This window comes from Pseudonocardia autotrophica (assembly GCF_003945385.1).
In the GTDB taxonomy this organism is placed as follows: Bacteria; Actinomycetota; Actinomycetes; order Mycobacteriales; family Pseudonocardiaceae; genus Pseudonocardia; species Pseudonocardia autotrophica.
In genome coordinates this window covers 4021224-4035677 of record NZ_AP018920.1, presented here as the reverse complement: position 1 = coordinate 4035677, position 14454 = coordinate 4021224, and the positions used below count along the sequence as shown (strand labels likewise).

The 14454-nt window shown below is 72.2% G+C and carries 13 protein-coding genes; 5 read left to right on the top strand and 8 right to left on the bottom strand.

Annotated elements, in window-relative coordinates:
- Positions 1-92: 92 nt before the first annotated feature.
- From Pdca_RS18785 to Pdca_RS18770, 4 genes are all read right to left on the bottom strand, one after another.
- Positions 93-920, bottom strand: coding sequence for an FAD binding domain-containing protein (locus Pdca_RS18785; RefSeq protein WP_085912794.1), 828 nt, complete (start codon positions 918-920; stop codon positions 93-95).
- Positions 917-1408, bottom strand: a complete 492-nt coding sequence (locus tag Pdca_RS18780) for a (2Fe-2S)-binding protein (protein ID WP_085912795.1) — start codon at positions 1406-1408, stop codon at positions 917-919. Before Pdca_RS18780 ends, Pdca_RS18785 begins: the two co-directional genes overlap by 4 nt.
- Positions 1409-1410: 2 nt before the next feature.
- Positions 1411-3720, bottom strand: coding sequence for a xanthine dehydrogenase family protein molybdopterin-binding subunit (locus Pdca_RS18775; protein WP_085912796.1), 2310 nt, complete (start codon positions 3718-3720; stop codon positions 1411-1413).
- 80 nt (positions 3721-3800) lie between these two features.
- Complete coding sequence (locus tag Pdca_RS18770) at positions 3801-4823, bottom strand: LLM class flavin-dependent oxidoreductase (protein ID WP_158092145.1); 1023 nt, start codon at positions 4821-4823, stop codon at positions 3801-3803.
- A gap of 237 nt (positions 4824-5060) precedes the next feature.
- Between Pdca_RS18770 and Pdca_RS18765 the strand changes: the two genes are divergently transcribed.
- Positions 5061-5546: a MarR family winged helix-turn-helix transcriptional regulator gene (locus Pdca_RS18765; RefSeq protein WP_158092146.1), complete on the top strand. Its 486-nt coding sequence runs from the start codon at positions 5061-5063 to the stop codon at positions 5544-5546.
- The gene (locus Pdca_RS18760) at positions 5543-7018 is read left to right on the top strand and encodes an MFS transporter (protein ID WP_197719766.1); all 1476 of its coding nucleotides are present in this window, start codon (positions 5543-5545) and stop codon (positions 7016-7018) included. The genes Pdca_RS18765 and Pdca_RS18760 overlap by 4 nt, the downstream gene beginning before the upstream one ends.
- A gap of 32 nt (positions 7019-7050) precedes the next feature.
- Here the strand turns inward: Pdca_RS18760 and Pdca_RS18755 are convergent, their stop codons facing one another.
- Entirely contained in the window at positions 7051-7923 is an 873-nt protein-coding gene (locus tag Pdca_RS18755; RefSeq protein ID WP_085912799.1) for an SDR family NAD(P)-dependent oxidoreductase, read from the bottom strand.
- A 68-nt stretch (positions 7924-7991) separates the two neighbouring features.
- Positions 7992-8747 carry an SDR family oxidoreductase gene (locus Pdca_RS18750; RefSeq protein WP_085912800.1) on the bottom strand — a complete coding sequence of 252 codons (756 nt, stop codon included), beginning with the start codon at positions 8745-8747 and terminating at the stop codon, positions 7992-7994.
- 160 nt (positions 8748-8907) lie between these two features.
- On the opposite strand from Pdca_RS18750, the gene Pdca_RS18745 reads away from it, so the two are divergent.
- From Pdca_RS18745 to Pdca_RS18735, 3 genes are all read left to right on the top strand, one after another.
- Positions 8908-9990, top strand: a complete 1083-nt coding sequence (locus tag Pdca_RS18745) for a zinc-dependent alcohol dehydrogenase (RefSeq protein WP_158092147.1) — start codon at positions 8908-8910, stop codon at positions 9988-9990.
- An 89-nt stretch (positions 9991-10079) separates the two neighbouring features.
- A complete protein-coding gene (locus tag Pdca_RS18740; RefSeq protein ID WP_125911466.1) occupies positions 10080-11321 on the top strand; it encodes a cytochrome P450 in 1242 nt (413 codons plus the stop codon).
- Between the two features lie 84 nt (positions 11322-11405).
- Positions 11406-12662: a cytochrome P450 gene (locus tag Pdca_RS18735; RefSeq protein WP_085912803.1), complete on the top strand. Its 1257-nt coding sequence runs from the start codon at positions 11406-11408 to the stop codon at positions 12660-12662.
- A gap of 49 nt (positions 12663-12711) precedes the next feature.
- On the opposite strand, the gene Pdca_RS18730 is transcribed toward Pdca_RS18735, so the two are convergent.
- Together Pdca_RS18730 and Pdca_RS18725 are read right to left on the bottom strand one after the other, a co-directional pair.
- Positions 12712-13800 carry an alpha/beta hydrolase gene (locus tag Pdca_RS18730; protein WP_085912804.1) on the bottom strand — a complete coding sequence of 363 codons (1089 nt, stop codon included), beginning with the start codon at positions 13798-13800 and terminating at the stop codon, positions 12712-12714.
- Positions 13801-13916: 116 nt separating this feature from the next.
- Complete coding sequence (locus tag Pdca_RS18725) at positions 13917-14402, bottom strand: MarR family winged helix-turn-helix transcriptional regulator (protein WP_125911465.1); 486 nt, start codon at positions 14400-14402, stop codon at positions 13917-13919.
- Positions 14403-14454 lie beyond the last annotated feature (52 nt).

Here is a 14454-nt window from a genome sequence, read left to right as displayed (position 1 = left end):
ATGGACACGCCGGCCCGCCCGCAGCGGCCGTGCGGGTGCACGGCCGCGGCGGGCCGTCCCCTGCCGCTCCGGTGACTGTGGGACGAGCGCGGTCAGGAGGAGTTGCGGCCGGCGAGCGCGCGGGACAGCAGGACCCGCGCGAGATGCCGCCGGTACTCCGGCGATCCCGAGGCGTCGCCCACCGGTGCGGTGTCCTGGTCGGCGAGTGCGGCGACCTGTGCCGGATCGGCTCCGGCGCGCAGCGCCTCCTCCGCCGCAGCGGCGCGCAGCGTGGTGGGACCCATGTTGACCAGTCCGATCCCGCCGGCGCCGGGTTCGGACTGGTAGGCGACACCGACGATCGCCCAGTCGATGCCGCGGCGGCGGAACTTCTGATAGCCCCACGGCGCGTCGCCGGTCCGCGGAACCCGCAGCTCGACGACCAGCTCGTCGGGCGCCAGCGCGGTCTCCAGGAATCCGGTGTAGAAGTGGTCGACCGGAACCGTGCGTCGCCCGCCGGGGCCGTCGACGACCACGGTCGCCCGCAGCGCCACGAGGGTGGCCGGCAGATCTGCGGACGGGTCGCCGTGGGCCACGGAGCCGCCGAGGGTGCCGCGATGCCGGATCTGGCAGTCACCGACCAGGCCTGCCGTGTGCGCCAGGAGCGGGACCTCCTCCCGGAGCAGGGCGGACAGCTCGAGATCGGAGTGCCGGGCGAGCGCGCCGAGGACCATCTCGTCGCCCTCGACCCGGATGTGGTCGAGATCGGGGATACCACCGAGGTCCACGAGGAGCTCGGGGGCGGCGAACCGCAGCTTCATGATCGGCAGCAGCGAGTGTCCGCCGGCGATCGCCTTGGCTTCCTCACCGTGCTCGGTGAGCAGGGAGATGGCCTCCTGGACGCTGGTGGCGCGGCGGTAGGCGAACGGAACCGGTGTCATCGGTCGGCCTCGATCTCCTGTGCGGCGGACAGCACGGCCGCGACGATGTTCTGGTAGCCGGTGCACCGGCAGAGGTTTCCCTTGAGCGCGGCGCGGACGGACTGCTCGTCGGTCGCCCGGCCCTCGTCTATCAGCGAGACCGATGCCATGACCATCCCGGGTGTGCAGAACCCGCACTGCAGGCCGTGGCAGCGCTGGAAGGCCGCCTGCACCGGATGGAGCACCTCGCCGTCGGCGAGATCCTCGATCGTGCGGACGTCCCGGCCCTGCCCCTGGACGGCGAGCATCGTGCAGGACTTCACCGATCGTCCGTCGACCAGGACGGTGCACGCGCCGCACGAGGTCGTCTCGCACCCGAGGTTGGTCCCGGTCAGCCCGAGACGCTCGCGCAGGACGTCGACCAGCAGCTCACGCGGCTCGAGCTCGACCTGGTGGGTCCGTCCGTTCACCGTGAGATCGAGGGTGACGGTCTCGGTGCTCTCGGTCATGGTCACTCCTCGTCCTGCAGCGCCTGCCACACCCGCATCGGGGTGAGAGGCAGGTCGATGTGGTGGATGCCCAGATGGGCGACGGCGTCGAGCACGGCGTTGTGCACGGCTGCGATGGACCCGGTCGTGCCGGCCTCACCGAGGCCCTTGGCGCCCAGCGGGTTGCGCGACGTCGGGGTCACCGTGTGCGCGGTGTCGTAGGAGATGAGGTCGGCGGCGCTGGGCATTCCGTACTCGGCGAACGAGGTGGTGGTGGGGTTACCCTCCTCGTCGAACAAGCTGGCCTCGAACAGCGCCTGTCCGATGCCGGCGGCGACGCCGCCGTGCACCTGCCCCTCGGCGAGCAGCGGGTTCACCACGACACCGCAGTCGTCGACGGCGACGAAGCGGCGCAGGGTGGTCATGCCGGTCTGCCGGTCCACCTCGACCACGGCGATGTGGGCCCCGAACGGCGAGGTGCCACTGCCCTGGTCGAACCCCGGGTCGGCGAACAGCCGGGGTGCCATCGACGGTGGCCGCCGGTCGTCGTCGGCGGCGGCGGCGGCGATCTCCGACCAGCTGAGCCCGCGGCCGGGCACACCTCGCACCACCAGCCCCTGCCCGTGGGCGACCTCGATGTCGTCGGGGGACGCCTCCAGCAGGTGGGCGGCGAGCTGGGTGGCCTGCTCGACGACCTCGTCGGCGGCCTTGCGTACCGCGGTGCCCCCGAGCTGCAGCGACCGCGAGCCGGACGTGCCCATCCCACGCGGGACGGTGGCGGTGTCGCTCTGTACGAACCGGACCTGCTCGACCGGAATCCCCATCTGCTCCGAGACGACCTGGGCGTAGACGGTCCAGTGACCCTGCCCGTGTGCCGAGGTCCCGGCGACCACGGTGGCGGTGCCGTCCTCGTCGACCTCGACCGAGGCGTACTCCGAACCCATGCCCGGCGTTCCCGCGGAGACCTCGACATAGCAGCTGACGCCGATGCCGAGGAGGATGTCGTCCCCGGCGGCGCGACGGTCGGACTGCTCGGCGCGCAACCCGTCGTAGCCGACGATGCGAAGGGCCTCGTCGAGGGGCTTGCCGAAGTCGGCCGAGTCGTACTCGGTGCCCATGATGTTGACGTAGGGGAACTTCTCGTTCGGGACGAAGTTGCGGCGACGGATCTCGACCGGGTCCAGCCCGAGCTCGACGGCCAGCCGGTCCACTGTCCGCTCCAGCGCGTGGATCGCCTCCGGTCGGCCCGCGCCGCGGAACGGGACGGTGGGGGAGGTGTTGGTGGCAACGCAGCGGACGACGTGCTGCGCGTGCGGAATGTCGTAGACCCCCGTCATGAGCCCGCGTGCGGTCATCGCCATCCCGATGCCGAGTCCGGGATAGGCCCCGACGTCGGTGAGGCTCGCGGATCGGATGCTGGTGATCCGTCCGTCCCCGGTCGCCTCCAGCGTGACGTCGAAGAGGTGGCCCCGGGCCTGCATCGTCAGCAGGTTCTCGCTGCGCGTCTGGGTCCAGCGCACGGGGCGGCCGAGGTGCCGCGCGACGGCCGCAATGAGGACGTAGTCCGGCTCAGCGGGGGTCTTGCCGCCGAATCCGCCGCCGACCGCGGGGCACACGACCCGCAGATCGGCCGGGTCCATCTGCAGCCAGCCGGCCATCAGCCCCTGCAGCACGTGCGGCATCTGGGTGGAGCACCAGACGGTCAGCCGACCACCGTCTCCGGGCACCGCGGCGACGGCCAGCGGCTCCATCGGGGCGACGGCCATCCGCGGGTGCGCGACCCGCTGGCTGACCTGAACCGGGGCTTCGATCCGCTCGCCCGCCTCGAACGGGATGTCGACCGCGACGTTGGTGCCCGTCGCCGGGAACAGCAACGGGGCGTCGGCCGCGGTCGCCGCGTCCGGATCGACCACCGCTTCGAGCGGGTCGTAGTCGATCTCGACCAGGTCGGCGGCGTCCCGGGCCTGGGTGAGGGTCTCGGCCACGACGACCGCGACGATGTCGCCGACGAACCGGACCACGTCCGAGGCGAGCGGCACCCGGTGGTACGCGGCGTCGATCAGCCGGCCGAACGAGGGAAAGAAGACCGCGGGCAGGTCCAGGTCCCGGTGGGTCAGCACGGCGACCACTCCGGGTGCCTTCTCGGCGTCGGTGGAATCCACTCCGGTGACCCGGGCGTGCACGACCGGCGAGCGGACGAACACCGCGTGCAGAGAGCCCGGGATGTCCAGGTCCGAGGTGAACCTGTCCCGGCCGGTCAGCAGACCGGGATCCTCGAGCCGCACCTGCCGGGCGCCGATGCCCGATGATGGGGCGACGGACGTCGATGTCACCGCTGACCTCCTTGTGAGCGTGTGTCGACCGGGTCGACGACAATCAGGCTAACAGTAATCATCAAAAACGATACGTCCGTTCAGGTCACGGTCGTCCCTTCCGGGTGTTCGGGCACTCGGGGTTCAGCGACGAGGCCCTCCTGTCGCAGTACCGGCAGCACCTCGTGTGCGAACAGGTGCAGGCCGGACCAGCCGATCTCGGGATCGCAGCCACCGGCGAGCGGATGGAACTCGATCCCGCCGTCGGGGCCGAGTTCCCTGGCGAGTCGCAGGCATTCCTCGGGGGTGACGATCCGGTGCGTGCCCGCTGCTCGCAGCTCGTCCACGTCGGCGGCCGCCCGGTACTGCGTGCCGGCACCGGCCTCCGCGAGCCACCCCGCGTACGAGCGTGCTTCGTGGAGCAGATGCGGACCCAGCTGTTGCCATGCGATGTCGGGATGGCGTGCGACGTGCAGGAACCGGCCGGACGGCATCGGCGGCGGCGGTCCGCCGGGGTGCACGCCGATGCGGGCGCACTCCGCGGCGTAGTCGGCGTAGAGGTCCGCCCGGGTCGGTTCGAAGCCGTCACACAGCCGGGCCGCCCGCAGAGCCGCCGCCCGGGAGGATCCGCCCAGTACCAGGGGAGGATGTGGCCGTTGCACCGGGCGCAGCGCCACCCGGGCGGGGCGGCCGCAGTAGTGGAACGGCTCGCCGGTCCAGGCGTCCTTCAGGGCCCGGATGCCGTCCTCCATCAGTGAGGGGCGCTCGCGCAGCGACCGGCCGAACATCGCGAACTCGGCGGCGACGTAGCCGCCTGCGATCACCAGCTCCAGGCGTCCCCCGCTGAGGACGTCGACGACGGCGGCGTCCTCGGCGATCCGGACCGGGTCGTGCAGTGGCAGGACGAGGGCTTTGGCGCGCAGTCGCACCCGGGAGGTGCGCGCGGCCGCGGCGGCGGCCACGGTCAGCGGTGCCGGGCAGTACCCGTCGGGGCTGCCGTGGTGTTCCAGGAAGCGCACGGTGTCGAAACCGGTCGCGTCGGCCCAGGCGCACTGGTCGAGCGCCGCCGCGTACAGGGCCTCGGCCGGGGCGCCGAAGGCCGGAGCTCGGAGGTCGAACTTCAAACCAAGGCGCATAGTGCGCATAGTTACCGGCGATGGGGCGACCTGGCAAGAGGCTCGGGCAGTACGTGCGGTGTCGATCCGGGTGGCCCTGCGTCGCCGGCCCGGGTGGGCGGGAGGTGCTCGGCCCGGTGAGCTGCCGGGCGTCATAGGGTGCCGGCTGGCCGATGACACGTCTCAGAATAGACAGGTAAACTGCTGAGCTTGCCTGATTAGATGTCCTGCTCGTATGCTCGGGCCATGGTTCCGACGCGTACACGCAGTGACGCTCCCGCTCTCGCCGTCCGGCTCGGCCTCGTCATGACCCGGCTGCGGGCGCGGCTGCGTCTCGAGCAGGCGTCGGTGACCACCGGGCAGACGATGTCGCAACTCTCGGTGCTCGGCCGGATCGGCGACAGCGGGCCGGTCACCGCGAGCGAGCTGGCTCAGGCCGAGCACGTGCGGGCCCAGTCGATCGCCGAGACCGTGACCACGCTCAAGAAGCAGGGGCTGGTCGAGGCCCGGCCGGATCCCGCCGACGGCCGAAAGTCCCTGCTGTCGGTCACCTCGGCCGGGCGGCAGCTGATCGACTCCATCGTCGACGTCCGTGGCGCCTGGCTGGCCCGCGCGATCGAGCAGCACGTCACCCCCGACGAGCGGGAAATTCTCGCCCAGGCGACCGAGATCCTCTCGCGGGTGGCCGACTCCCGGTCCGAGCCGCCGACCGGCGAGTCGTGGCGGGTGTGACCGGGGGCCGTCGAACCCCGTCCGCCGGCGCCACGGCGTTCAACCGGCGTTTCTCGCTCACCCTGGTCACCGCGGCCGTCCTCAATCCGGTCAACAGCTCGATCGTCGCGACCGCGCTGGTCCCCATCGGGGAATCGCTCGGGACCCCGGTGGGCCGGGTCGCCGTGCTGGTGACCGGCCTCTACATCGCGAGCGCGGTGGCGCAGCCCGCGATGGGGCGCTTCGCGCAGTGGTTCGGGCCCCGCCGGGTGTTCCTGGCCGGGGCGGTGGTCGTGGCGGTCGGCGGGGCCGTCGGTGCCCTCGCCCAGGACCTCACGACCCTGACGGTGGCGCGCGTGCTGATCGGCATCGGCACCTCGGCCGGGTTCCCCAGCGGGATGCTCATGATCAGGCGGCGGGCGGACGAGAGCGGCGAGCACCCGGGGAGGGTGCTGGGGACGCTGGTCGCCACCAGCCAGGTCACGGTGCTGCTCGGGCTGCCGCTGGGTGGGCTCCTGGTGTCGGCCGCCGGCTGGCGGGCGACGTTCTGGATCAACATCCCGCTGGCGGTGGCGTTGCTGGTGATGGCCTACTTCTGGCTGCCGTCCGACGACCGACCCGCCCGGCGCGGCGGGGTCCGCCGGCTGGCCGGCGAGCTGGACCTGCTGGGGATCGCGTTGTTCGGTACCGGTCTGACGTTGCTCGTGGGGTTTCTCGTGTCACTGCCGCAGGCGCACTGGGTCCTGTTGTGCGCGGCGCTGGTGGCCGGTGGGCTGCTGGTCGGGTGGGAGCTGCGAGCGGCCACCCCGCTGGTCGACCTGCGCGATCTGCTGGCCAACCGTGCGTTGCTCACGACCTACCTGCGCACCGCCGGTGGGATGCTGATGGCTTACACCGTCATGTACGGGTTGACCCAGTGGTTGCAGGGATCGCGTGGCCTCTCGGCCACGGTGGCCGGTCTGCTCATCGTGCCGATGAGCGCCGCCGGTGCCCTGGTGAGCGGGCCGGTCGCCCGTCGCGGGCTGGTGAAGGTGCCGCTGGTCGTCTCCGCGGTGCTCGGGGTGGGGATGGCGGTCGCGCTGCTCCTGCTGTCCGGTTCGACACCGATCGTCGTGGTCGTCGCCGTCACCACCGTCGTCGGCGTCGCGGTGGGTCTGGCCACCGTCGGCAATCAGGCCGCGGTGTTCGCGCAGGCCGACCGGGAGGACACCGGGGTGGCGGCGGGATTGATGCGCACCTCGGGCTACGTGGGTGCGATCGCATCGGGGAGCATCATCGCCGTCGCGTTCCGTGAAGGATCGAGTGATACCGGCCTGCACATCATCGCGGAGGTGCTGATCCCCGTGATGGTGGTGGTGCTGCTGCTCACGGTGTTCGAGCGGCACCTGCCACGGCGGTTGCCCGTCTCCGGCCGGGCGGCCGCGGAGCCGCCGGGCTCGCTCGGACCGGCCGGTCCCACCGGGAGGGAACCGGGCGGCCGGTCCGTCCACTGAGTGCGGGCCGGCCGCCCGGCTCCGTACCGGCGTCAGTCCGAGAGTCCGCCGCCCACACTGACCGCGGTCCCGTCCACGTAGGCCCCGGCCTCGCCGGCCAGGAAGGCCACCATGTTGGCCACTTCCTCGGGGAGTGAGAAACGCCCGGCGGTCAGGCGGTCGAAGGACTGCTCGAGCGCCGAGATCGACGCCGCGGACCCGTTGCCGGCGAGCCGGGACAACGCGTGCGGCCCCACCATCACCCCCGGGCAGACGGCGACCACGCCGACACCGGTGTCGCGCAGCTCCCGGGCGAGATTGCGGGTGAAGCCGATCGCCGCGGACTTGCACGCGTTGTAGACGGCCAGCCCGTCCAGGCTGATCTTCCCGCCCTCGGACGCGATCGTGATGATCCGCCCGCTGTCCTGGGCGAGCATGTGGTCTAGTGCGGCGCGGGTGGAGTAGAGGACGCCGACGAGATTGAGATCGACCAGCCGGCGCATGCCATCGGGTTCGAGTGCGCTGAACGGCCCGTGCAGCTTCAGGCCGCCGCCCGCGTTGTTGATCACGACGTCCAGTCCGCCCATCAGCTCGGCCGCCCGGCCGACGGTCGCGTGCACGTCATCCCAGTCGGTGACGTCGGCCTGCAGCGCGAACACCTCCGCATCCCACCGGTTCGCGGCCTCCTCCGCGACGTGCCGGGCGGCGGCGAGATCGACGTCGAGTGCGGTGACCCGCGCTCCGAGGGAGGCGAACCGGTGCACGACGGCCTGACCGAGGTCGGCGCCTCCGCCGCCGGTCACGACGACCCGCGTCCCGGTCAGCCGGGTCAGCTCGTCCAGGCTCGACCTGGCCTGGTGGAACGGAAGCCGGTCCAGGTGGAACCGGTTGACGACGTCCGGGGCGATGCCGTCCAGTTCGGTCACTGCACACTCCTCTGCATGATGGTGCGGACCGCCGCGGCGCGGAGGTCACGGGTGGGTCGGGCGCGGGCTCAGGCGGCGGACCAGCCGCCGTCCGCCGTGACGACGGCTCCGTTGACGTGCGACGCCTCGTCGCACCCGATCCACGAGACGACCGCGGCGATCTCGTCCGCCTGCGCCTTCGGCGCCATGGTCGCCTTGGCCAGCGAGGCTCGTTCGAAGGCCCAGCCGCCGCGGTCGGAGCGGGTGTGCATCTCGGAGTGCACCCTGCCCGGCAGTACCGCGTTGGAACGGACGTGCTGCGGGCCGTAGTAGTAGGCGATGCTCTTCACCAGTCCGAGCAGGCCGTGCTTCGTGGTCGCGTAGGCGAGTCCGGCGGGGCCGGCACCGAGCGATGCGCGGGAGCCGACGGCGACCATGGCACCGCCACCGCCCGCCAGCATGATCGGCAGCACCGCCCGGCACACCCGCATCGTGCCGGTCAGATTCACGTCCACGACCCGCTGCCAGGTGTCGTCGTCCAGGTCGCCGAGGGGAAGGTAGTTGTCCATCGCCCCGGCCACGCCGGCGAGCAGGTCGATCCGTGGCCCGGCGGCCTCGACGAGCGCGTCCACGTCCGCCTGGACGGAGACGTCGGCGGGGACGAGCCGGACGTCGAGCTGCTGCTGGTCGAAGTACGCCTGCGCCTCGCTCCGGGAGCGGGGGCTGACGTTGCACCCGACCACCGTCGCGCCCTCGCGGGCCAGCCGGGCTGCGACGGCCCGGCCGATGCCGCCGGCCGCGCCGGTCACGACGGCCACCTTGCCGGCATGCCGCTGCAGGTCCATCGGTGTGGCTCCCTCCTCGGGGGCGCGTGCCGGCGGAACGGGCGACGAATCGTGGCCGTCGCCGGGCGACGCGAGAACAATAGCTAGTTATTCTAGTCAGATTATTGATGCAGAGTCGACGTCCGGCACGGATGCCGGGCATTCCGAGGGGAGTGCAGCGATGGCGCTGGACAGCGCGAGGGTGGTCGTCGGCACCGGCCGCGGACGGCTGGAGATCGTCGAGGTCGCCCTTCCGGAGATCGGCGACGACGACGGGCTGGTGCTGGTCGAGACGAACGGCGTCTGCGGCTCCGACCTGGAGCTGCTGCACGGCGAGGAGCACGGCTACGAGCTGCCCATGATCCTCGGCCACGAGCCCGCCGGGCGGATCGTCGCACTCGGCGACGCCGCCGCGCGACGTCTCGGGCTGGCGGTCGGGGACCGGGTCGCCGTGAACTCGCAGCTGCGCTGCGGCAGCTGCGCCCAGTGCCGGGCCGGCGGGCGCTGCCGGACCTACCCGGGCACCTACGGGACGATGCCCGCGCGGGTGCCGCCCGGGCTGTGGGGCGGGTTCGCCACCCACCTCTACCTCGCGCCGGGGGCGACGGCGGTCCGCGTCGAGGAGTCGGTGACGACCGCTGAGCTGGCCTTTCACAATCCGCTCGCCAACGGTTTCGAGTGGGCGGTCGAGGCGGGAGGCGCGGGCGCGGGCGCCGAGGTCCTGGTGCTCGGCGCCGGTCCGCGCGGTATCGCCTGCGCCCTGGCCGCGTTGCACTCCGGCTCCCCACGGGTCGCGCTCACCGGATTGGCGCACGATCGGGCTCGGCTGGATCTCGCGCGGGAGCTCGGCGTGCAGCACACCCACGTGGCGGCCACCGCCGACCCCGCGGAGTTGCGGGACGCGCTCGGCGCGCATCGGGTCGTCGTCGACACGACTCCCGGTTCCGGTGTGGCCGTGCGTCAGGCGGTGGCCGCCGCCGCGCCCGGCGGCCGGGTGGTGCTCTGCGGTCTCAAGGGGCCCGGGGTGCGATTCGACGTCGACGTCGACGACCTGGTCCACCGCCGGCTCACCGTCGTCGCGCCGCCGAGCAAGACCCCCGGGTCGTTCCGGCGTGCGGTCGAGGCGCTCAACAGTGGCCGGATCCAGCTGGGGCCGATGGTCACCGCGAGCTATCCGCTCGACCGCACGGGGGAGGCCGTCGGGACTCTCACCTCGACCGACCCCGGTCGTGCCCTGCATGTCCGGGTCGATCCGCGGACGTGATCCGGCACTGGATCTAAATGCTTGTTATGATGAGCAGATTAAATGCGCCAGTTGGCGCTCGCTCCTTCGTCCGAACCCCGGAGGCTGCCGTGGCCAGTGTTGCCGCACCGCACGTCCCGATCGAGGATCCACAGTTCTATCTCGACGATCCGTGGCCGACGTTCGCCTGGATGCGCGAGAACGCGCCGTTCCACTACTACCCACCGCTCGACGCGTGCGTGCTCACCCGGCATGTGGACGTGAAGGAGGTGGCGAGCAGGGCGACCGAGTTCGTGAGCTCGCGCGGGATCTTCCTCAACGACTGGAAGTACGCCGATCACGGCGGCGGCGACCAGGACGAGACCCTGACCGACAGCTTCTTCCCCCGGGGTGGTGAGCAGGTCGGCACCACCGACCCGCCGCGGCACACCGAGCTCCGCCGGGTGATCGCGCCCGCCTTCGCGCCACGGGCACTGCGGCGGATGCAGGAGCGCCTCACCGTCGAGATCGAGACGATCCTCTCCGGCATCGTGCCCGGCGCGGTGACCGACTGGATGCCCTACGCCGGGCTGGTGCCGATCAAGGCTGCGACCACGCTGCTCGGCCTGCCGGACGCCGACGTCGGCCGGGTGCAGTTCTGGAGCGACGAACTGGAGAAGCTCGGCGGGGATCTCACCCTCGACGAGCTCCGGGCGGCGGCCGCGGAGTTCCACAGCCTGCAACAGTTCATCCTGGACAACGCCGAGGCGAAGCGCCGCGATCCCGGCGGCGAGGACCTGCTCTCGGTGCTGCTGGAGGCGGAGCTGGACGACGACAAACTCTCCGAGGCCAACGTCATCATGTTCGCGATGACGGTGCTGGCGGCCGGCAGCGACACCACCCGGGCGCTCCTCGCGGGACTCGTCCATCACCTCGCCCGGCACCCCGAGCAGTGGGAGATGCTGCGCGCGGACCGCTCGCTCGTGCCCCGGGCGATCGAGGAGACGCTGCGTTACGTCACCCCGGCCCGTGCCTTCGGCCGCACCGCCGTGGCCGACACGACCGTCAACGGCCGGGAGGTCGCGGCGGGGCAGCGGCTCTACCTCATGTACATGGCGGCGAACCGCGACGAGACGGTGTTCCCGGATCCGGGCCGCTTCGACATCACCCGCCAGGAGAGCACCCAGCACCTGGCACTGAGCACGGGTGCCCATGTGTGTGCCGGCGCCGCACTCGTGCGGCTGCAGGCGCCGCTGCTCGTCGAGGCGTTGCTCGACCGTTTCGCCGGGATCGAGGCGGCGGGCGAGGCCGTTCCGGTCCGGCACGTCATCCGGAACAGCTGGACCCGAATGCCGATGCGGTTCCGCACCTGACCCGGCTCCCGGTCGCAACGGCGGCCACTGCGCAGATCACGGCAGCGCGGCAGACGCGCTGCCCCGGAACCAGGAGGCCGGCAGATGACATCGGAGACGACGCGGTCGACGGCAGGGACACCGTCGACGCAGGATCCTCGGGAGTGGCTGGAGCTCACCGAGTACCGCGAGGTGGAGGAGGTGCTGCGCCGAGGGCGTGAGTTCCTGACCGGTGGCGGGCCTGCCGAGTCCGAGGACGTGCACGTCAGCCTGGTCGCGATCGACGGCCGGGAGCACCTGGCACGCCGGCGGGCGCTGATGCGGATGATCAACCCGAGCCGGCCGTGGGGGGCCGAGGGCACGCTGATCGACGAGGTCTTCGCCGAGGACATGGCCCGGCTCCGAGCAGGCGTCGAGCCGGTGGACGGGTTGGTGCACTTCGACCTGGTGGAGTTCCTGCGCGGGATCATCTGGCGATTCACCGCGAAGTTCGTCGGGATCGACGGGATCGACGACCAGGAACAGACCGCACGTTTCGTCGCGCTCGCGGTTCCGCTGGTGAACGGGATCGCGATCGAGTACGTGCCGGAGGACCGGCGGGACGAGGCCCGGGAGCAGGCCCGCCGGGCCCGTGCGGTGATCCGCGAGGACCTGTTCCTGCCGAGTCTGGAGCGGCGCCGAGCGCTCGTCGACGCCGGCACGCCGGACGACGAGCTGCCCGGCGACCTGCTCACGAGCCTGCTCCAGGCCGGCGCGAGCGATGAGTTGATCTTCACCGAGGCGGTCCAGCTGCTGGCCGCGTCGGTCAACAACCCGGTCCTGCAGTCCACGCTCGCGGTCGATGACCTGTTGCGCTGGCTGGAGTCCCACCCCGCCGACCGCGCCCGCATCGGGGAGCGGGACTTCCTCAACGCCGCGGTGAAGGAGACGCTGCGGCTGCACCGTGCCACCCGTCCCTACCTCACCCGGCGCGCCGCCACCGACGTCACGCTCGCGTCGACCGGCCGGTTCGTTCCCCAGGGCACCTGGATCGCCGGCTACCTGATGGACGCCGACCACGACCCGTCGGTCTTCGGGGACGACGCGCACGAGTACGACCCGCACCGCACGCTGGCCGATCCCGAGGTCGCGCGTTTCGGCCTGGCCTTCGGCGCCGGCCCGCACGTCTGCATCGGGCGACCGATGCTGTTGTGGGAGCAGGGGGACGAGCGGGCACAGGGCGTGCAGACGAAGGTGCTGCGGTTCCTGCTGGAGAGCGGTGTCCGGGCCGACCCGGACGGACAGCACCCGATGACCGGCGAGCGGGGCAGCCACCGCTTCACCCGCTACGACGTGGTCGTACCGGCCGATCCCGCATCCTGACCGGCGGCTGCGCCGGGCCGGCCCGGCGCAGCCGCCGTGCCCCGGTGGATCAGGGGCTCGCCGGCGCACGGCCCAGGAGGGTGAGCAGCTCCGCTCCCACCAGCTCCGGAACCTCCTCGGGCAGGTAGTGCCCGCAGTCGGCGCGCACCGCACGCAGGTCGGGGAAGTACCGGGGGTACTGGTCGGCGAAGGGATTGCCGGTGCGCTCGGGCAGCGCGGCGAGTTCGGGGAACCGGCCGAGCTGCTGGTTGCCGAAGACGAACGTCACCGGCCCGGGGTAGCGCTTGTGCCGGTCCTCGGGGCCGACGTCGTGGTACTCCGGCCACCATGGGTGCGCCTCGAACCCGTCCGGGTGCAGCCACATCGCGGCTACCTCGCGCTCGGACAGCGGCTGGTAGCGCTCACCGTGCGGTGCGGCGGGATCCGGGAGCACCCGGTGGATCGGCATCGCGTACCGGTAGTACTGGATCGCCGCCCGCTGGGACGCGGCGTCGAACGCGTCGGCGTAGTGCGCGAGATCGGACTCGGTGAGGAAGAACGGCAACGGCCGGGGCCCCGCTGCGACGGCGTAGGGATTGCCGGGGCGCCCGCCGAGCACGGTGGAGTCCCGCCCGCCGAGCCGCACCTCGACGAGCTCGCGGGCGTGTTGGGCGAGGAACTCCTCGGGCAGCGGCTCGGCCTTGAACCAGTACGGGTGTGTGATCGCCGGGGTGATCACCGTGGTGTTGCTGTCCAGCAACGCGAGCCGGGTGAACAGGTCCGGCCGGTCGATCGCGGCCTTGAAGGCGATCAGGCCGCCCCAGTCGTGCCCGACCAGGGTGACGTCGCGCAGGCCGAGTGCCGTGCAGAAGCGGACGACGTCGTCGGCGAGCAGGGCACGGCTCACCCTGGTGTGCGGCTTCCCGGTCCGGCCGAACCCGCGGGTGTCCATCGCATAGGCCGGATGGCCCGCCTCGGAAAGGGTGGTCAGCTGATGGCGGAAGCAGTGCGAGGTCTGCGGGAAGCCGTGCAGCAACACGACCGGGGGGCCGGTCCGGTCGGTGCCGGCCGCGAGTGCGTGCACCCGCAGCCCCGGTATCGGCACCCACACCGACGCGTGCGTGCGGGGCGTCGACCGGTGGTCGGGCCGTGCGCTCATCGGGCCGGGGCGGTGCCCGCGGCCGCGGTCGTGCTGGTCATGTGCTGCCTCGTCTCCGACGGGTGTGGCGCGGCCGGTCCCGGGTCGGGTCCGGCCGCGCCGTGTCGTGCAGGGGCTCAGGTCGCCGTGCGACGCGCGGCGCCGGGTGGATGCCTGCGCCCCGCGACCTCTGAGCCGGCGAGCCGTTCGAGCAGTGCCAGCGCGCCCCGCAGCCGGGACCGCTCCTCGGTGCTGAGCTCCTCGGCGAGGACGCTCACGATCCAGGCGTCCCGGACCTCGCGGTCGGTCCGGAGCTCGTCGCGGCCGCGGTCGGTGAGGTGGGCACGGACCCGCCTGCGGTCCTCGGGATCGCGTTCCCTGGCCACGAGTCCGCGCTGCTCGAGCGTCTCGAGGCTCGCCCAGACTGTCTGTACGCGCAGGCCCTGATCGTCCGCGAGCTCGCTCGCAGTGGCCAGGCCACGGCGAGCCAGCTCACTGAGCAGGGCGCTCTGCGACCAGGTCAGGGGGCTCCCGCTCTCGTAGCGCACCCGCCGGATGACCATGCCGGCGGCCTCACGGACCGCCGCGGCCAGCCCGGCGAGGTCGTCGGTGTCGTCCTCCATGGCGAGCCACGATGCCAGCTCGTCGATACCGGGCTGCGCGGGGACGCCCGCC